The following is a 16,266-nucleotide window of genomic DNA, read 5'->3' as shown; positions in this document are numbered from 1 at the left end:
GCCATGGGCCCGCTCGACCTGTCGCGCCGCGCGCACACGCCCGAGCTGATGGACACCCAGGCGGTGGACTACGCTGCGTTCCGCCGGTGCCTGCGGCATCTCTCGGCGCTGAACCTGACGACCTTCGCCTATCATCCGACGCTCGCCTGGCTGGACCGACTGGCCGAGCGGCGGAGTGCCGCCGGGCAGCATGCGCCGCTGCACATCGTCGACGCCGGCTGCGGCTACGGCGACGGGCTCCGGCGCATCGCCGCCTGGGCCCGGCGGCGCGGCGTCGCCGTCCACCTGACCGGCGTCGACCTGAACCCCTGGTCGGCCCGCGCTGCGGCCGAGGCGACGCCGCCCGGGATGGGAATCCGGTGGGAGACCGCCGACATCTTCGCCTTCCGGCCGGACCGCCCCATCGACGTGGTGGTCAGCGCGCTCTTCGCCCATCACCTGGACGAGGCGCGCCTGCCCCGCTTCCTGCGCTGGATGGAGGAGACGGCGCGGGCCGGCTGGTTCGTGAACGACCTGCACCGCCACGCGGTGCCGCTGGCCTTCACCCGCGCCGTCGGCCTGCTTCCGGGCATCGACCCGATGGTCGCCCATGACGGGCCGGTCTCGGTGACGCGCGCCTTCACCCGCGCCGACTGGGCGGCCGTCCTGGCCGAGGCCGGCATCCCACCCGACGCCGTGACCGTCCGCTGGTTCCTGTTCCGCTGGGGCGTGGGGCGCCTGCGGTGACGGGGACGAATCCATCCTGGGCCGATGCCGAGATCGCCGTCGTGGGCGGAGGGCCGGCCGGCGCCGCGGCCGCGGCCTGGCTGGCGGAAGCCGGCCGCCGCGTCCTGGTGATCGAGCGGACGACGGGCCCCCACGAGACTGTTTGCGGCGAGTTCGTGAGCGTCGAGGCGGTCGCGCTGCTGCGCCGGCTGGGCCTGGACCTCGGGGCGCTGGGCGCCGTGCCCGTGGAGCGCACCCGCATCGTGGCCGGCCGCCAGGACGCCGCGGTCGCCCTGCCCTTCCCGGCGCTGAGCCTGCCGCGCCGCGTGATGGACGAGGCGCTGCTGGCCGCCGCCGCCGCCCGTGGGGCCGCCGTGCTGCGTGGGGCGACCGTCCGCAGCCTGGAGCCGGGGACGGAAGGCGTGGTGCTGCGCCTCTCGGGGGGGCGGGAGATCGGCGCGGCCGCGGCCATGCTGGCGACCGGCAAGCACGACCTCGGCGGACGCCGCCGCCTGGCGCCCGGCGGCGGGCGGCTCATCGGCCTCAAGCAGCACTGGCGGCTCGCCCCGTCGCAGGCACGCAACCTCGAGGGCCATGTGGAGGTCCATCTGTTCCCCGGGGGCTATGCGGGGCTGCAGCCCTCGACCGGGGGACGTGCCAACCTGTGCCTGGTCGTGGAGCGGGGCGTCTACCTGGCGCTCGGCCGTTCCTGGCCGGGGCTGCTGGCCGGGATCGGACGGGCCGTGCCGCTCTTCGCGGAGCGGCTGGCGGGCGCCGAGCCCTGCACGGAGCGGCCGGCCGCCATCGCCGAGATCCCCTACGGATTCGTGCAGCGGGGCCCGGCCTTCGAAAGAACCGCCTGCCTGGGCGACCAGCTCGCCGTGATCCCGAGCCTCAGCGGCGACGGCATGGCCATTGCGCTCGATTCCGCCTGGCGGGCGGCGGGTGCCCACCTGGCCGGGCTCGCCCCGCCCGATGGAGCGCGCTATCGCGGCCAGGTCGCCCGCGCGCGGCTGGCCGCGGCGGCCCTGCGGAATCCCTGGACGGCCATGGCGGTGCTCGGCCTCTCGCGCCGGATGCCGGGCCTGATCCGGGCGGCCGCCCGCGGCACGCGCGTGCCCGGCGCCGCCGGCACGCCGACGCCCGGGGCGGCAGGCACGCCGGCGCCTGCCGCCTGAGCGGCACGCGCCGGGACCCCTCACGCCGCGGATGCGGCGCCCCAGCCCGGAGCCGCGCCCATGGACGGCCTATCGAAAGAGGCTGATCAGGGACCTACAACAACATCACGCTCATCGGGAGCGGCGCCTCCAACCTTAAGGGGTGGCGTGCCGCATCGTCCTCCAAGCCGAGACCGCGGCATACCACAGTGATCCCGCGACCCAGGCGGCCAGGGCCCATCCCGACCGCTCGGGATGGGTCAGCACCAGCGCGGTGCTGCCCAGCAGCCACAGCGCCGCTGCCGCGATGTTCAGGGTCATCAGCCGCCGCACCCGGAAGGGATGCAGGAACTTCACGTCCGTGAAGGTCAGCACGCCGAGCACCAGCGCGATCGCCGCATTGGCCCAGGGATCCCAGCCCAGCAGCCATAGATGCAGCGCGACCACGTTCCAGATCGCCGGGAAGCCCACGAAGAAGGCGTCGCCGCTCTTCATGTCGGTGCGCGAGAAGCAGTAGAGCGAGGTCAGCAGCACCCAGGCGGCACCCACCAGGCCGAAACCCTCGGGAAAGAGGCCGAAGCGGTAGAGGAAGACCGCCGGCACGACCACGTAGTTCAGATAGTCGATCACGAGGTCGAGCGTCGCGCCGTCGACCTGTGGCAGCACGTCGCCGACCGAAGCCTTGCGCGCCAGGGTTCCGTCGATGCCGTCGACCACCAGCGCAAGCCCGAGCCAGCCCAGGCAGGCCGCCGCATAGCCGTCGATCGCCGCGAACAGCGCCAGGAAGCCGAGCACCGCGCCGCTGCCGGTGAAGGCATGCACGGCCCAGGCCGATACCCGCCGCCCGATGCCGTAGCCGATCTCCACGCCGTCTCCTTCCGCAAGCCGTCCATCGGCCGCGCCGCAGCCTAGAGCAGGGCCACGCCCGATGGAATCATCCGAAGCGGGAATTCCGTCCGAATTCCGTCTTCGCCCCGGGCAGCCCGGCCGTCGCCGCACGCAGCGCGGCCACGAAGGCCCCGACCTCCTCCCAAGGGCGAATGTCCCAGTGGTTGCGTGCCCGGCCCGAGGGCGAGGGCAGCACGTAGAGGCGCGTCGGCCCGATGCGCTCGGGCTGCAGGCCGTACTCGACCCTGCGGCCGAGGACGGCGCGCGCCGCGTTCTTGCTGTCCAGCGCCAGCGCAGCCGGTTGAAAGACCTCGATCTTGCGCACGAGCCCGGCGGGGTCGTAGCCGGCAGCGCTCAGCTCGGCATCCGAGCCCCATTCCGTCTTGTTCACGTCCGTCAGCCCGATTCCCCATTCCAGCACGCGGGGATACTCGGCCGGGCGCAGCAGAACGGGCGTCAGCCCGACGCGATGCAGCGTCGGCCAGAACAGGTTGCCGGGACGGGCATAGTAGGCGCCGGCCTCTTTGGAGGTGCGGCTGGGCGCGGTGCCGCAGAGCACCAGATGCAGGCCGGGCGTGAGCACGTCGGGAAGGATCATCGCAGGCTCAACCGGTCGTTAACCATATCGGGGCATCCTTGGGGCGGAAAAGAGACCGAAGGACCCACTCATGGACACCCGTCCCGCCTCGAAGCCCTTCAACCAGCCCTCGGCCGACATGGCGCCGGTGCCCGCGATCGACGGCCGCGCGCTTTTGGGGATCGCCATCGGCCCGGCCGTGATCGCCGTGTTGATGTCGGCCCTGGCACAGTCGGCCGGCGCCTGGTTCGGCCGGGACGTCGTCACCGAATCCGGCGGGCCGGTCACGCTGCTGCTGGGCACGGGCGTCCTCCTCTACGCGGTCTTCGCGCTGATGCACGGGCTGCATGCCCTGGGCGACGCGCTGCTGAGCGAGCGCACGCCGCTGTGGTGGCAGCCCGACCTCGTGACCGAGGAATCGGACGTGCTGCTGGCCCCGCCCGCCTTCCCCACCCATGTCGACGGCGCGGTCCTGTCGGGCGGCCTGGCGCTGGCCTCGTGGCTGGTGCTCTGCCTGGTCGCGTGAGCGCGTTCACGCGACCCGTGAACGAAGCCGCGGGATCCGCTCACACGATCCCCGCAAACCAGGCGGCGGCATAGAGCGAGGCTGCGGCAAGCGCACCGCCGACCAGCCATCCGGCGGCCCGCTCGACGCCCCGCCGCCCCTCTGCGGAGAGGGGCAGAACGGCCGGCAGCAGGAACAGCAGCAGCGCCAGGCTGGCGACAAGCCCGAAGAGACGGTCCAGGTCCATGAACCCCAGATGGGGTCGCGCGGTGCGGGCATCCATGTCCCGTCCCGACGCCGCGAGGAATCCGCCTGCGAGATAAATCGCGCGCGTCTCTGTTCCGTCCAGCATGCGCACCGAAATCCTCGACACCCAGGCATCGCCGTGGCCGACCGTCGCCCTGGTGGTCTCGCGCTTCGCCGACGGGACCATGGCGGCCGGAAGCGGGGTGGTCGCCGGACCCAACGACGTCCTGACCGCCGCCCATCTCGTCTACAGCGGCACGCTGGGCCCTGCCGTCGCCGTGACGGTGATGCCGGGCTATTCCGAGGGCGCCGCGCCATTCGGCATGCATGCCGCAGCCTCCCTGGACCTCTTCGCCATCGATCCCGACGGAGATCGCCGCATCGACGCCCAGGAATCCGCCCACGACGTGGCGGTGCTCGGTTTCGACGCGCCGATCGCCGCGACGACCGGGGCCATGGGGCTCGATCCGGGCTTTCAGGGCGGACCCGCGGCCGCGGCCGGCTATCCCGTCAATGCGGATGGCGCGCTGATCCTCACCGACGGGGTCACGGGCGATCTCGGCGTGGGCGCGCTCGGGATCTCCGGCTTCGACCTGTCCCCGGGCTTCAGCGGCGGGCCCATCTGGCACGACCAGGGCCTGGGTCCCCAGGTGGTCGGGCTGGTCTCCACGGGCGGGACCGCCTTCGATCTCGGCAATGCCGCCTACGCCCAGGTGGAAGGCTGGATGGCCGCCAACGACGCGCTGATGGCTCCGCAGGTGGCCGCAGTGATGGCCGCAGAGGTCCCCATGGTGGCGCCCCTGGAGACCCCCTTGGAGACCCCCTTGGAGACCACGGTGCCGGCCGAGGACACGGCTTGGCCGGACGGGACCGTCTCCGTCGCCCTCGGCGACGGCTTCGGATGGGCCTGACGCGCGGGAACCGGGACGCAGCGCTAAAGAGAGCCTCGGGCTCAGCCCTCCGCCTCCCAGGGCGGCGTCTGCAGCCGCATGCCGTGCCGGCCGCCATAGGCCGCCACGGGCGGCGGCGTCCAGCCCTTCAGCAGCGCGGGATCGACCTTGTGAACCTCGACGCCCAGGGGGCGGCAGACATCGATGGGATCGCGCGCCTCGGGACCCCAGAGCGGCACGCTGAGATCGCCGCCCGGGCATGTGGACAGCGCGCAGAGCAGGTCGATCTCGGCGAAGAACTCCAGGAAGTCGCCCTTCTTCGCGGGACAGGCCTTCATGAAATACCTGTCCTCGGCGTTCAGCCCCGTGACCTGGAAGACGTTCAGCACGTCGTGCACGTCGAACTCGGTCAGGCCGTAGGGCGCCACGGCCCGCACCAGGTTCGAGTGGCAGTGGAAGTCGAAGTCCTCGCCGGTCAGCAGCCGGTTCACGTAGGGATCGCAGCGCGTGCCCAGCAGGTCGTGGACCCGGCCGCCATGCTCGTCGATGCCGTAATCGGCCAGGCTGTCCGCGGTGATGGTGACCAGCGGGCGCAGGAAGGGCAGGTTCGACCACAGCCGGTCGAAGGTGCTGACATGGGCCTGCTGGAGCTGCCGGGTCCGCGAGGCCCACATCCGCTCGCGCGGGTTGTGGCGGTTCCAGATGTTCAGGTCCGCCACCTGCGGCCCCTCGATGGTGACGATCCGGAAGACATGCCCCGCCGGCACCGTCCAGGCCCGCCCGGAGCGGATCGGGACCGTCAGGGACTCGACGGGCTCGCGCGGGCCCTCGGCGATCCGGCGGTAGAAGTCCCGGTCCACGTCCAGGGCGGATCCCTGGGTGGCCTGGTAGGCGGCGGGATAGCTCGGCATGGATAGGCTCCGGCTGCATCGGCTGGGACCAGCACCCTGCCCCGGCCCCGGCGGTCTCGTCCAGCCCCAGCGGACCCGGACTTGTAGCGCCGCCGCAACGTGGATTTGTCTTGAATCAAGGAAGGCCCCCTTCGAACGCCGGTAGGGTCGCGCCCGGGGGGTGCGCCATGGCAGGGCGGCTGCGGTCACGGATTCGGAAGGTGCTGGTCAGGTGGTGTTCGCGTATGGCGATTCGACGGCCGGCAGCCGCGGGAACTCGACCGGCAGCATGGCGCTGGACTGCCTGCGCATGGCGGTTCGCGCCCGCGACCCGCTGACGCCGGGCCGCGGCCTCGCCGCCCACGAGGAGGGCGTCGCGCGTCTTTCCATGCTGCTGGCCGAGGCCCGCGGGCTGCCCTCTGAGCGGGTCGAGCTGATCGGCCGGGCGGCCGGAGTCCACGACATCGGCAAGCTGGCGATCCCGGACGCCGTGCTTCTGAACCCCGGCGAGCCGACGCGGGGCGAATGGGGCGTGCTCCGCGCCCACACGATCCTGGGGGCGCGGATCCTCGGCGGATCCGGCGACGCGACGCTGGACCTCGCCGCCCGGATCGCGGCCGAGCACCACGAGGCCTTCGACGGCAGCGGCTATCCGCGCGGGCTGCGCGGCGACGGGATCTCGCCGGAAGCCCGCCTCGTCGCGCTCTGCGACGTATACGACGCACTGCGCCACGTCCGTCCCTACAAGCGGGCGCTGTCCCATGCGGAGGCGATGGATGTCATGCGCGACGGCGACCACAGGATGTCGCCCGCCCGGTTCGATCCCGGCATGCTCCGCTCGTTCCTGGATCTCGACCGCCACGTCGAGGCGACCTGGGAGGAGGGCGAGGCCGCCGCGCGGTCGGGCGCGATCCAGGCCAGTCCCTGAGCCGCCGCGCCGCCCCGTCAGGCCCCCGTCACGCGGTCCGGCCGGTGGCGCCGCGCGGCGCGCTCAGCCGGACGGCCAGCGCGAAGCAGCCCGCGAAGACCACCGGCGCCAGCAGGCTTCCCTCCTCGACCAGGAGATACCAGCCGGCGAGGGCGGCAATGCCGAGATGGAACGCGCGGCCCATCGCCGCGCCCGGAAGCGCGGTCCGCAGCCAGGCCACGCCCAGCACGGTCGCCAGCACCGCATTCCCCAGGATCCACCAGGGCGAGAACGCGTCCAGCGAGCCCGCCAGCGGCACCTGGACCAGCGCGAAGCCCGTCCATTCCTCGGGGAACAGGTCGGCCGAGAGGTGGATGCCCGTGCCGACGCCGAGCCCGCCGGCCGCTGGCCTGCCACCGAGGCGCGCCAGCACGAGCGCGGGCAGAATGCTGTGGGTCAGGATGCTGCGGTGGTCCAGGGGCAGCAGAAGGTCGAGATCGGGGAAGTAGACCCCTGCGGCCGTCCACAGCGCCGCGACCACCGGGGCGCCGGCCACGCCCAGGGCGGGATGGACGCGCCGCAGCGCCGCGACCGCGGCCAAAGCCATGACCGCCCGGACGACCAGCGCTGAAAGCCCCATTCCCGCGGCCCCGAGACCGTTGTGCCGGCTGTCCCTTCCGGCGGCCCGCCCCTCGCGGCGCCGGCGCGCCCGACGCGGCGAAGGATAGCCCGAAGGCGTGCCGCCGTGAAAGGGCGGGCCGGCGCCGGAATCCGGCCCTTCCCGTCCGTGGACGCTCCGTGCAAAAGTGCGCAGGGATTGGAGTTCCGGGGCCGAGCATGAGCGTCACGATGCCCGAAGGGGACCTCGCGTTCCTGTCGGGCGGCGGATCGATGGGCGAGCGGATCCGCGCGCATGACTGGTCGGCGAGCGCGCTCGGCCCGCCCGGGAAGTGGCCAGCCGCCCTGCGCACTGCCATCGGGCTGATGCTCGGGTCGCGCTTTCCGATGTTCGTGACTTGGCTTCCCGACCTGCCCTATCTCTACAACGACGCCTGCGTGCCCATCGTCGGCGCCAAGCACCCCGGGGCCCTTGGCCGGCCGATCCGCGAGGTCTGGCCCGAGATCTGGGACCAGCTCTCCCCGCTGATCGGCCGTACCCTCGAGGGCGAGACCATCTACCACGAGAACCTGCCTTTCCGGCTCGAGCGCAACGGCCGGCCCGAGGAGGCGTGGTTCACCTTCTCCTACTCGCCGCTGCGCGACGAGGCCGGACAGATCCGCGGCATGCTCTCCGTCGCGGTCGAGACGACCGGCGCCGTGACCGCCGAGCAGTGGCAACGGTTCCGCCTGGAACTCGCCGAGCGCCTGGGCGACCTGGTGGAGCCGCGCGCCGTGATGGCTGCCGCCGCGGAAATGCTGGGGCGGCACCTGAGGGCCGCGCAGGTCGCCTATGTCGAGGTGGACCCCGCCGGTACCGGGACGGCTGGCGGGAACGACGAGTTCGTCACCATCGAGGGGGACTGGAACGACGGGTCGATCCCGAGCAATGCCGGGCGGCACCGCCTCCACGATTTCGGGGGCCCGCTGATCGGCGCGCTGAGGGTGGGATCGCCGGTCGTCATCGACGACGTGACGGACGACCCGCGAACGGCGGGCGCCGGGGTCCTGGCGAGCTTCCAGCGCGTGTCCGTGCGGGCGCTCCTGACCCTGCCCCTGGTGAAGGCCGGACGGCTGGCGGCGATCCTGGCGGTCCATGACCGCCGGCCGCGGGCCTGGTCGGAGGCCGAGGTGGAACTGGCCGCCGACGTCGCCGAGCGGACCTGGTCGGCGGTCCTCCGGGCTCGGGCCGAACGGGGTCTGCGCGAAAGCGAGGAGCGGCTGCGCCTCGCCGCCCAGGCCGCGGAGATCGGCACCTGGGACCTGGACCTCGTGGCCGGCCGAGGCCATTGGGACGCCGCAGCCCTGCGGATCGGCGGGATGGAGTCCTTCGGCGCCACCTATACGCGCGATGACTGGATCGAGCTGGTCCACCCCGAGGACCGCCTCCGTGTCCGCGCGGCCTTCGAGGCGTCGCTGGCACCCGGCGGGCCGCCCTACGAAGTCGAGTTCCGCGGCGCCCGGCCGGCGTCTGACGGCGGCGAGCGCTGGCTGGTCTCCCATGGCGCGGTCCATCGCGACGGTCGCGACGGACGGCCGGTGCGTGCCACCGGGATCGTGCGCGACGTGACGCGCGCCAAGCGCGACGAGGCCGCCCTGCGCACCAGCGAGGCGCGGCTGGCAACGTTGATCCGCAGCGCGCCGGTCGGCATCGTCGTGGCCGAGGCGCCGTCGGGCCGCATCACCCTGTCCAACGACAGGGTCGCACAGGTCTGGGGGCGCACGCCGCCGCCGACGGAATCCATTGCGGACTACGACGACTACAAGGGCTTCCATCCCGACGACGGCCGGCCGTACAGGCCTGAGGAATGGCCGCTCGCCCGCGCCATCGCCGCCGGCGAGACCGTCGAGGCCGAGGAGATCGCCTTCGAGCGCGCGGACGGCAGCCGCGGGATCATGTCGGTGAACGCGGCGCCCATCCGCGACGGCGAGGGCCGGATCACCTCGGCCGTGGTGGTCTTCGAGGACATCACCGCCCAGAAGCGGACCGAAGCGGCCCTGCGCGATCTGAACGCGACGCTGGAGCGCCGGGTCGAGGAGCGCACGCGCGAGCGGGACCGCGTCTGGCACGCAGCGCGGGACCTGATGTGCGTGGCGCGTGGCGACAGCACGCTGCTGAGCGTGAACCCAGCCTGGGAAAGGCTGCTGGGTTGGCGTGCCGAGGACCTGGTCGGGCGGCGGGCCGTCGAGTTCAAGCATCCCGACGACGACCTGCGCACCAGGGCCGAGCTGGAGCACCTGGCCGCGGGCCACCCGACCCTGAACTTCGAGGACCGCTACCGCCACAGGGACGGAAGCTGGCGCTGGATCTCCTGGGCCTGCGAGCCCGAGGGCGACCTGCTCTACTGCGTCGGGCGCGACGTCACCGCCGAGAAGGCGGCGGCCGAGGCGCTGCGCGCCAGCGAGGAGCAGCTGCGCCAGGCCCAGAAGATGGAGGCGGTCGGCCAGCTCACCGGCGGGGTCGCCCACGACTTCAACAACCTCCTGCAGGCGCTGGCGGGCTGCCTGCGGATGATCGAGCGGCGCGCGCCGGCACCCGAGGTCCGCTCGCTGGTGGATGCCGGGCGGCAGGCCGTGGACCGCGGCGCCAAGCTGGTCCAGCAGCTCATGGCCTTCGCCCGGCGCCAGGCCCTGCGGCCGGAACCCGTGGACCTGCGCGATCGCGTGCTCGGCATGTCGGAGCTGCTGTCCCGGGCCCTGCGCGGCAACATCGAGGTCGAGACCGAGTTCGCCCCGGGCCTGTGGCCAGTGCTGGTGGACCCGACGCAGTTCGAGCTGGCGGTGATCAACCTGGCGGTGAATGCGCGCGACGCCATGCCCAAGGGCGGCCGCCTGCGCGTCGAGGCCGCGAACCGCCCGGCAGCACCGGACGCGGCGGGCGGGCCGGAGCGGGCCGGCGAAATGGGGGCGAGCGAAATGGGGGCGGGCGACATGGTGGCGGTCACCGTCTCCGACACCGGCATCGGCATGACGCCAGAGGTGCTGGCCCGCGCCTTCGAGCCCTTCTTCACGACCAAGGGCGTCGGCGAGGGTTCGGGGCTGGGCCTCGCCCAGGTCTACGGCTTCGCCCGGCAGGCCGGCGGCTCGGTGATCCTCGACAGCGTGCCGGGGGCCGGGACGCGGGTGACCCTGCTGCTGCCGCGCAGCCTCGAGGCCGTGACCAGCCCGGCGCCGGACGGGCCGCCCTTGCCGGACCGCACGAGCCCCGGGGCACGCGTGCTGCTGGTGGAGGACGACCCGGTCGTGGCGAGCACCGTGGCCGCGGCGCTCGAGGATGCCGGCTACGAGGTCGCCCGGGTGGCCACGGCCGACGAGGCGGTGCCGCTACTGTCCAGCCGGGCGCGCATCGACGTGCTGTTCAGCGACGTGGTGATGCCGGGCCGGCTGAGCGGCGTCGATCTCATGCGCGAGGCCCGGCGCCTGCGCCCGGGGCTGCCGACGGTGCTGACCACCGGCTACAGCGAGGAGGTCGCGAAGGCCACCGGCGTGCGCGTGCTGACCAAGCCCTACCGCGTCGGCGACCTGATCCGCACGCTCGAGGCCGCGATGGCGGCGGCGCGGGCCGCGGCCGAGGGGCCGCGCTGACATCCGCGGCGAGGTCCGGAGCCGAACCCCGAAAAGCGAAAGGGCGCCCAAGGGGCGCCCGTCATCGCATTCAGGTCTGCTTTTAGGAAGGTGGCGCGCCCGAAGAGATTCGAACTCCTGACCCCCAGATTCGTAGTCTGGTGCTCTATCCAGCTGAGCTACGGGCGCTTCGCCTTGGTCCCGCCGGCGACCGGCGAGGACCGGGAAACTAGCGGCTGCGACAGCGGCGCGCAACCCCCAAAATCGGCCCCGCATTGCCGGGCCGGGCGGCGCGTGGTAAATGCGCGCCCAGGCTCGCAGTTTGGCTCTCCAGAGGGTTAGGGACCATGGTCGAAGGCATGTCGCCGAAGCATTTCCCCGTGTCGTGGGAGGAGTTGCACCGCAACGCCAAGGCGCTGGCCTGGCGGCTGGCCGATACCGGCCCCTGGAAGGGCATCGTCGCGGTCACCCGCGGCGGGCTGGTGCCGGCGGCGATCATCGCCCGCGAGCTGGAGATCCGGCTGATCGACACCGCCTGCGTCAGCAGCTACGACCACATGAACCAGCGCCAGGCGCGCGTGCTGAAGGACGTCTCGCCCGAGGTCGGCGAGGGCGAGGGCTGGCTGGTCATCGACGACCTCGTCGATACCGGGAAGACCGCCGTGATCCTGCGCAAGATGATGCCCAAGGCCCATTTCGCGACGATCTACGCCAAGCCCGCCGGGCGCCCGCTGGTCGACACCTTCATCACCGAGGTCAGCCAGGACACCTGGATCTTCTTCCCCTGGGACATCGAGCTGCAATACGCCCAGCCGATCTCGGAGCGCCGGAAGAGCTGAACTTCGGCTGCGCGAGCGGCGCCCCCGGCGTCAGCGCGAGCGGCGCAGCCGGGGGTCCAGCAGGTCGCGCAGGCCGTCGCCGAGCAGGTTCAGCCCCAGCACGGCCAGCGCGATGGCAAGGCCGGGGATGATGGCGAGGCTGGGGCGCAGCAGCATGAAGGTCTGCGCGTCGTGCAGCATCTTGCCCCAGCTCGGCGCGGGCGGCTGTATGCCGAGGCCGAGATAGCTCAGGCTCGCCTCGGCCAGGATGGCGGCCGCGAACGAGATCGTCGCCTGCACCGTCAGCACCCCCAGCACGTTGGGCAGCACATGCACCAGGGTCACCGCCACCGGGCCGCGGCCCAGCGCCAGGGCCGCGCGCACGAACTCGCGCCGCCACACGGCCTGGGCGGCGCCGCGGGTCACGCGGGCGAAGACGCCCATGTTGAAGATCCCGATGGCGAGAATCGCGTTCACGACCCCCGGCCCCAGCAGCGCCGTGATCAGGAAGGCCGAGAGGATCGCCGGGAAGGCGAAGACCAGGTCGGTCGCGCGGCTCAGCCATTCGTCGGCCCAGCCGCCGCGCGCCGCTGCGGCCAGCCCCACCGGCACGCCCACCAGCATGCCGAGCCCGATCACCACCGCCCCCACCGCGATGGAATTGCGCGCGCCCACCATCAGCAGCGAGACGATGTCGCGCCCGAAATGATCGGTCCCCAGCCAGTTCGCCCCACCCGGCGGGCGGAAGCGGGCGGCGATCCGCACCTCGTCCACGGGAAACGGCGTCCAGAAGAACGAGACCAGCGCCATCGCCGCCAGCAGCCCCGTCAGGCAAAGCCCCAGGATCAGGCCCGCATTGCGCATCAGCCACCCGTCCCTGCCCGCGGGCGCGGGTCGATCGCGGCGTAGAGCAGGTCGACTGCCAGGTTCACCAGCAGCACCACGCCCACCAGCATCATCACCACGTCGCGCACCACGATCAGGTCGCGCTGGGTGATCGCCTGGTAGAGCAGCCGCCCCATGCCCGGCAGGTAGAAGACGTTCTCGATGACCAGGGTCCCGGCCGCCCAGAGGAAGGAGAACTGCAGGCCGAGGATCGTGACCACCGGCGCCAGCGCGTTGCGCAGCACGTGCCGCCACAGCACCGCCCGCCAGCCCAGCCCCTTGGCCCGGGCCGTGCGCACGTAGTCCTCGCGCAGCGTGTCCAGCACGGCCGAGCGCGTGACCCTGGCGAAGATCGCGGCCTCGTAAAAGGCCAGCGAGACCGCGGGCAGCACCAGCGCGGCGAAGGCGGCGCCAGGGTTTCCCCAGCCGGGGAAGCCGCCCGAGGGCAGCCAGCCGAGCTGCCCCGAGAACAGCAGGACCAGCAGCATGCCTGTCCAGAAGCCCGGCACCGAGATGCCGAGCTGTGAGAACACCATCACGCCCCAGTCCCCGGCGCCGCCGTGCCGGGCCGCGGCGAGGATGCCGAGCGGCAGCGCCACCGCCACCGAGAGCACCAGCGCCATCAGTGCGAGCGGCACCGTCACCGCCAGCCGCTCGGCCACCAGCTCGCCCACCGGCCGGCCATAGGTGTAGGAGACGCCGAATTGGCCCGAGGCCATGTCGCCGAGCCAGGCCGCGTAGCGCAGCGGCGCCGGCTGGTCGAGGCCCATCTGCCCGCGCAGGGCCGCCAGCGTGTCCGGCCGCGCCTCGGTCCCGAGCATCAGCAGGGCGGGGTCGCCCGGCAGCACCTCGAGCACGAGGAAGACGACGACCGAGGCCGCCAGCAGCGTCGCCAGCGTCGCGACGAGGCGGCGGGCCAGGAAGGCGATCATGGGGGATGCCGCGCGCCGGCGGGTCCGCTCAGCGGGTCCAGAACGCCGCCGTCACGTCGTTGGCGGGCACCGGCGCGTTCTTCCAGAGCCCCGCGACCCCCGCCTTGCGGATGCCGATCTTGGGAAGCTGGAACAGGAAGCCGGCCGCGGCATCCTCGGTCAGGATACGCTGGGCGCGCTCGTAGAGCGCCTTGCGCCCGGCCGGGTCCACGGTCCCGTTCAGCTCGGCCATCACGGCGGCGAACTGCGGGTTCCTGTAGCCGAGATAGTAGGGGTCGCGGTCGAAGATGCCGATGTCCAGCGGCTCCACATGCGAGACGATGGTCAGGTCGAAGTCGTTACCGCGGAACACCTGCTCCAGCCACTGCGCCCATTCCATGGGAATGATCTCGACCTGGATGCCGACCTTGGCAAGCTGGGCCGCCACGATCTCGCCGCCGCGGCGGGCATAGGGCGGCGGCGGCAGCTTCAGCGTCAGGCGCAGCCCCGAGGCGTGCCCGGCCTCGGCCAGCAGGGCCTTGGCCTTGGCGACGTCGTGGGGATAGACGCCGGTCAGGTCCACATAGCCCTCGCGGTGGGGCGGGAAGAAGCTGCCGATGGGCACGCCGTAGCCGAACTGGGCGCCCTCGATGATCTCCCGCCGGTCGAGCGCGTGGCTGATCGCCCGGCGCACCCGGAGATCGTCCAGCGGCTTGCGCCGGTGGTTGAAGGACAGGATCGTCTCGCCCTCGGTCGAGCCCTCGTCCACCGCGAACTGGGAATCCGCCTGGAACAGCGGCACGCTCTCATAGGCGCCGAACAGGGGGAAGGCGTCGATGTCGCCGCCGCGCAGGGCGTTCATCTGGGCCGCCGGGTCCGCGATGAAGCGGAAGGTCACCTTGTCCAGCTTCGGCGTCGACGCGTCCCGGAACTCCGGGTTGCGCACGAGCTCGATCCGGTCGCCCGGCGTCCAGCGCGAGAACCGGAAGGGCCCGGTGCCCACGGGCGCCTGCCGGTTGCCGCCGGCGCTCTCGGGCGCGACGATCACCGCATCGCCCGATCCCATGTTGGACAGGAACTGCCCGTCGACCTTGGAAAGCCGGATCACCACCGTCGCCGGGTCGGGCGTCTCGATGCTCTCGATCGGCGTGAAGTATCCCTTCTGGGCGTTCACCGAATCGGCCCCGCGGGCGCGGTCGAAGGCGAACTTCACGTCGGCGCTGTCGAAGCCGGTGCCGTCGTGGAACTTCACGCCCTTGCGCAGGTGGAAGGTGTAGGTCCTGCCGTCCTCCGAGACGTCCCAGCGCTCGGCGAGGCCGGGAACGATCTGACCCTCCCCGTCGATGCGGGTCAGCCCCTCGAAGACGTTCTGGTAGGTGATCTCGTCGATGGCCGCCGCCGCCCCGGCGGTCGGGTCCAGGTGCGGCGGCTCCAGAGCCATGCCGATCACGAGGTCCCTGCGCTGAGCCTGCGCGGGCCCTGCGAGGGACAGGGCCGCGACCGCCGCGCCGGCGACCAAAAGCGAGATCTTTCGCATCCCCATGCCCCCGCTGTTCCTTCGAAACAGCCGGCATGATGCGTGCGGGGTGCCCGGGGATCAAGGCTCCGGCAGGGGGGCCCGTCCCGGCGCGGCCCCGAAGGCGCCGGCATGCCGCTCGCGATAGGCCGGCCAGGGGCCCAGCGTCCCGGCCGCGAAGACGCCGCGCGCCACGGCGCGGGCCGCGCAGTCGGCCGCCAGCGTACCCAATCGGTAGAGGGCCGCCGCACGGTCCCCGGTCGGCTCCGTGGGCAGCTCCGCGGTGCCGGTCGCGAGCGCGAAGATCGTGTCGCCGTCGAACGGCGTGTGCACCGGCCGGATCGCCCGGGCCAGCCCGTCCTGCGCCATGATGGCGAGGCGCTGCGCCTCGGCCTTGCTCAGCCGGGCGTTGGTGGCGACGACGCCGATCGTCGTGTTGCCGCCGAGGCGGGCGCCCTGCGGCCGCTCGATCCCGGCCGCCATGGGGATCGGCCCCGCGGGCGGGCGCTGGAAGCCCATCTCGCCGTCCTGCTCCAGCATCCAGGCCCAGAAGGTCCCGGTCCCCGGCACCACGACCGAGCCCACGGGGTTCGCCGCGATCAGGGCGCCCACCTGCAGCCCGTCCGGGCAGACGGCCGAGGCGCTGCCGAGGCCCCCCTTCAGCGCGCCCGCCTTCGCGCCCAGCCCCGCGCCCTGGTTGCCGAGGTCGAAGGCGGGCCCCGCCGCCTCGCAGGCACGGCGCGCCAGCGCATCGTAGGGCCGTGCGTCGCCCCAGTCCTTGTCGCCGCCGTTCAGGAGGTCGAAGAGGATCGCCGCCGGCACGATGGGCACCCGGACGCTGCCCACCGGAAAGCCGCGCCCGCGGGCGGCGAGCCAGGCCATGGCGCCCTGGGCCGCGTCGAGCCCGAAGGCCGAGCCGCCCGAGAGCACCAGCGCGTCCACGCGATCGACCCAGCAGGCCGGGTCCAGCGCATCGGTCTCGCGCGTGCCGGGCGCCCCGCCCCGCACGTCCACCGCGGCCACGCAGGGACGCTCGGGCAGCACGACGGTGACGCCCGAGCGCAGGGCCGCGTCGCCGGCATTGCCGACCAGGAGCCCGTCGACATCGGTCAGCAGGTTGCGCGCGCCGGGTGCTGTCATGCCTGGTCCG

The 16,266-nt window shown here is 72.9% G+C and carries 16 protein-coding genes and 1 tRNA gene; 7 read left to right on the top strand and 10 right to left on the bottom strand.

The genetic code is table 11. From position 1 onward, the window contains the following. Window positions 1-3: 3 nt before the first annotated feature. Window positions 4-726: a methyltransferase domain-containing protein gene (locus JUB13_RS16495; protein ID WP_207480863.1), complete on the top strand. Its 723-nt coding sequence runs from the start codon at window positions 4-6 to the stop codon at window positions 724-726. Next, window positions 723-1,883 (top strand): NAD(P)/FAD-dependent oxidoreductase, encoded by a 1,161-nt coding sequence (locus tag JUB13_RS16490; protein ID WP_207480861.1) that lies wholly within the window; start codon window positions 723-725, stop codon window positions 1,881-1,883. The genes JUB13_RS16495 and JUB13_RS16490 overlap by 4 nt, the downstream gene beginning before the upstream one ends. Window positions 1,884-2,018: 135 nt before the next feature. Here JUB13_RS16490 and JUB13_RS16485 read toward each other — a convergent pair whose 3' ends face one another. Both JUB13_RS16485 and JUB13_RS16480 read right to left on the bottom strand, forming a co-directional pair. After that, complete coding sequence (locus JUB13_RS16485; RefSeq protein ID WP_207480859.1) at window positions 2,019-2,729, bottom strand: CDP-alcohol phosphatidyltransferase family protein; 711 nt, start codon at window positions 2,727-2,729, stop codon at window positions 2,019-2,021. 67 nt (window positions 2,730-2,796) lie between these two features. Further along, window positions 2,797-3,348: a mismatch-specific DNA-glycosylase gene (locus JUB13_RS16480; protein ID WP_207480857.1), complete on the bottom strand. Its 552-nt coding sequence runs from the start codon at window positions 3,346-3,348 to the stop codon at window positions 2,797-2,799. A gap of 70 nt (window positions 3,349-3,418) precedes the next feature. Between JUB13_RS16480 and JUB13_RS16475 the strand changes: the two genes are divergently transcribed. Continuing rightward, window positions 3,419-3,853, top strand: a complete 435-nt coding sequence (locus tag JUB13_RS16475) for a hypothetical protein (RefSeq protein WP_207480855.1) — start codon at window positions 3,419-3,421, stop codon at window positions 3,851-3,853. Window positions 3,854-3,893: 40 nt separating this feature from the next. Here JUB13_RS16475 and JUB13_RS16470 read toward each other — a convergent pair whose 3' ends face one another. Continuing rightward, complete coding sequence (locus JUB13_RS16470; RefSeq protein ID WP_207480854.1) at window positions 3,894-4,184, bottom strand: hypothetical protein; 291 nt, start codon at window positions 4,182-4,184, stop codon at window positions 3,894-3,896. On the opposite strand from JUB13_RS16470, the gene JUB13_RS16465 reads away from it, so the two are divergent. Continuing rightward, the gene (locus JUB13_RS16465; RefSeq protein ID WP_207480852.1) at window positions 4,183-4,989 is read left to right on the top strand and encodes a trypsin-like serine peptidase; all 807 of its coding nucleotides are present in this window, start codon (window positions 4,183-4,185) and stop codon (window positions 4,987-4,989) included. The two genes, JUB13_RS16470 and JUB13_RS16465, sit on opposite strands and share 2 nt — an antisense overlap. A gap of 41 nt (window positions 4,990-5,030) precedes the next feature. On the opposite strand, the gene JUB13_RS16460 is transcribed toward JUB13_RS16465, so the two are convergent. Then, on the bottom strand, window positions 5,031-5,879 hold the full coding sequence (locus tag JUB13_RS16460) for an urea carboxylase-associated family protein (RefSeq protein WP_207480850.1): 849 nt from the start codon (window positions 5,877-5,879) through the stop codon (window positions 5,031-5,033). A gap of 211 nt (window positions 5,880-6,090) precedes the next feature. Here JUB13_RS16460 and JUB13_RS16455 point away from each other — a divergent pair, with 211 nt between their 5' ends. Beyond that, window positions 6,091-6,786, top strand: coding sequence for an HD-GYP domain-containing protein (locus tag JUB13_RS16455; protein ID WP_207480848.1), 696 nt, complete (start codon window positions 6,091-6,093; stop codon window positions 6,784-6,786). Between the two features lie 28 nt (window positions 6,787-6,814). Here JUB13_RS16455 and JUB13_RS16450 read toward each other — a convergent pair whose 3' ends face one another. Next, the gene (locus tag JUB13_RS16450; protein ID WP_207480846.1) at window positions 6,815-7,405 is read right to left on the bottom strand and encodes a hypothetical protein; all 591 of its coding nucleotides are present in this window, start codon (window positions 7,403-7,405) and stop codon (window positions 6,815-6,817) included. Between the two features lie 197 nt (window positions 7,406-7,602). Between JUB13_RS16450 and JUB13_RS16445 the strand changes: the two genes are divergently transcribed. Then, entirely contained in the window at window positions 7,603-11,007 is a 3,405-nt protein-coding gene (locus JUB13_RS16445; protein ID WP_207480844.1) for a PAS domain S-box protein, read from the top strand. A gap of 91 nt (window positions 11,008-11,098) precedes the next feature. Here the strand turns inward: JUB13_RS16445 and JUB13_RS16440 are convergent. Further along, window positions 11,099-11,175: transfer RNA gene (locus JUB13_RS16440), tRNA-Arg, on the bottom strand. Between the two features lie 170 nt (window positions 11,176-11,345). Between JUB13_RS16440 and gpt the strand changes: the two genes are divergently transcribed. Further along, the gene (gene gpt, locus JUB13_RS16435; RefSeq protein WP_207480842.1) at window positions 11,346-11,825 is read left to right on the top strand and encodes a xanthine phosphoribosyltransferase; all 480 of its coding nucleotides are present in this window, start codon (window positions 11,346-11,348) and stop codon (window positions 11,823-11,825) included. Window positions 11,826-11,855: 30 nt separating this feature from the next. On the opposite strand, the gene JUB13_RS16430 is transcribed toward gpt, so the two are convergent. Genes JUB13_RS16430 through JUB13_RS16415 form a run of 4 tightly spaced genes read right to left on the bottom strand, consistent with a single transcriptional unit; the run spans window position 11,856 to window position 16,256 of the window. Beyond that, complete coding sequence (locus tag JUB13_RS16430; protein ID WP_207480841.1) at window positions 11,856-12,668, bottom strand: ABC transporter permease; 813 nt, start codon at window positions 12,666-12,668, stop codon at window positions 11,856-11,858. Next, window positions 12,668-13,621 (bottom strand): ABC transporter permease, encoded by a 954-nt coding sequence (locus JUB13_RS16425; protein ID WP_207480839.1) that lies wholly within the window; start codon window positions 13,619-13,621, stop codon window positions 12,668-12,670. Before JUB13_RS16425 ends, JUB13_RS16430 begins: the two co-directional genes overlap by 1 nt. Window positions 13,622-13,649: 28 nt before the next feature. Next, window positions 13,650-15,143 (bottom strand): ABC transporter substrate-binding protein, encoded by a 1,494-nt coding sequence (locus JUB13_RS16420; RefSeq protein ID WP_207480837.1) that lies wholly within the window; start codon window positions 15,141-15,143, stop codon window positions 13,650-13,652. A 54-nt stretch (window positions 15,144-15,197) separates the two neighbouring features. Further along, window positions 15,198-16,256 carry a P1 family peptidase gene (locus JUB13_RS16415; protein ID WP_207480835.1) on the bottom strand — a complete coding sequence of 353 codons (1,059 nt, stop codon included), beginning with the start codon at window positions 16,254-16,256 and terminating at the stop codon, window positions 15,198-15,200. Window positions 16,257-16,266: the final 10 nt, after the last annotated feature.

The organism is Arenibaculum pallidiluteum, from assembly GCF_017355985.1.
Lineage (GTDB): Bacteria > Pseudomonadota > Alphaproteobacteria > Azospirillales > Azospirillaceae > Arenibaculum > Arenibaculum pallidiluteum.
This window is presented reverse-complemented; position numbering and strand designations above follow the sequence as displayed.

What these genes read in the sequence shown, in the direction of transcription:
- JUB13_RS16495 (WP_207480863.1), top strand. Translation starts at nt 4, where the DNA reads ATGGGCCCGCTCGACCTGTCGCGCCGCGCGCACACGCCCGAGCTGATG.
- JUB13_RS16480 (WP_207480857.1), bottom strand. Translation starts at nt 3,348, where the DNA reads ATGATCCTTCCCGACGTGCTCACGCCCGGCCTGCATCTGGTGCTCTGC.
- JUB13_RS16475 (WP_207480855.1), top strand. Translation starts at nt 3,419, where the DNA reads ATGGACACCCGTCCCGCCTCGAAGCCCTTCAACCAGCCCTCGGCCGAC.
- JUB13_RS16465 (WP_207480852.1), top strand. Translation starts at nt 4,183, where the DNA reads ATGCGCACCGAAATCCTCGACACCCAGGCATCGCCGTGGCCGACCGTC.
- JUB13_RS16470 (WP_207480854.1), bottom strand. Translation starts at nt 4,184, where the DNA reads ATGCTGGACGGAACAGAGACGCGCGCGATTTATCTCGCAGGCGGATTC.
- JUB13_RS16460 (WP_207480850.1), bottom strand. Translation starts at nt 5,879, where the DNA reads ATGCCGAGCTATCCCGCCGCCTACCAGGCCACCCAGGGATCCGCCCTG.
- JUB13_RS16450 (WP_207480846.1), bottom strand. Translation starts at nt 7,405, where the DNA reads ATGGGGCTTTCAGCGCTGGTCGTCCGGGCGGTCATGGCTTTGGCCGCG.
- JUB13_RS16445 (WP_207480844.1), top strand. Translation starts at nt 7,603, where the DNA reads ATGAGCGTCACGATGCCCGAAGGGGACCTCGCGTTCCTGTCGGGCGGC.
- gpt (WP_207480842.1), top strand. Translation starts at nt 11,346, where the DNA reads ATGTCGCCGAAGCATTTCCCCGTGTCGTGGGAGGAGTTGCACCGCAAC.
- JUB13_RS16430 (WP_207480841.1), bottom strand. Translation starts at nt 12,668, where the DNA reads ATGCGCAATGCGGGCCTGATCCTGGGGCTTTGCCTGACGGGGCTGCTG.
- JUB13_RS16425 (WP_207480839.1), bottom strand. Translation starts at nt 13,621, where the DNA reads ATGATCGCCTTCCTGGCCCGCCGCCTCGTCGCGACGCTGGCGACGCTG.
- JUB13_RS16420 (WP_207480837.1), bottom strand. Translation starts at nt 15,143, where the DNA reads ATGGGGATGCGAAAGATCTCGCTTTTGGTCGCCGGCGCGGCGGTCGCG.
- JUB13_RS16415 (WP_207480835.1), bottom strand. Translation starts at nt 16,256, where the DNA reads ATGACAGCACCCGGCGCGCGCAACCTGCTGACCGATGTCGACGGGCTC.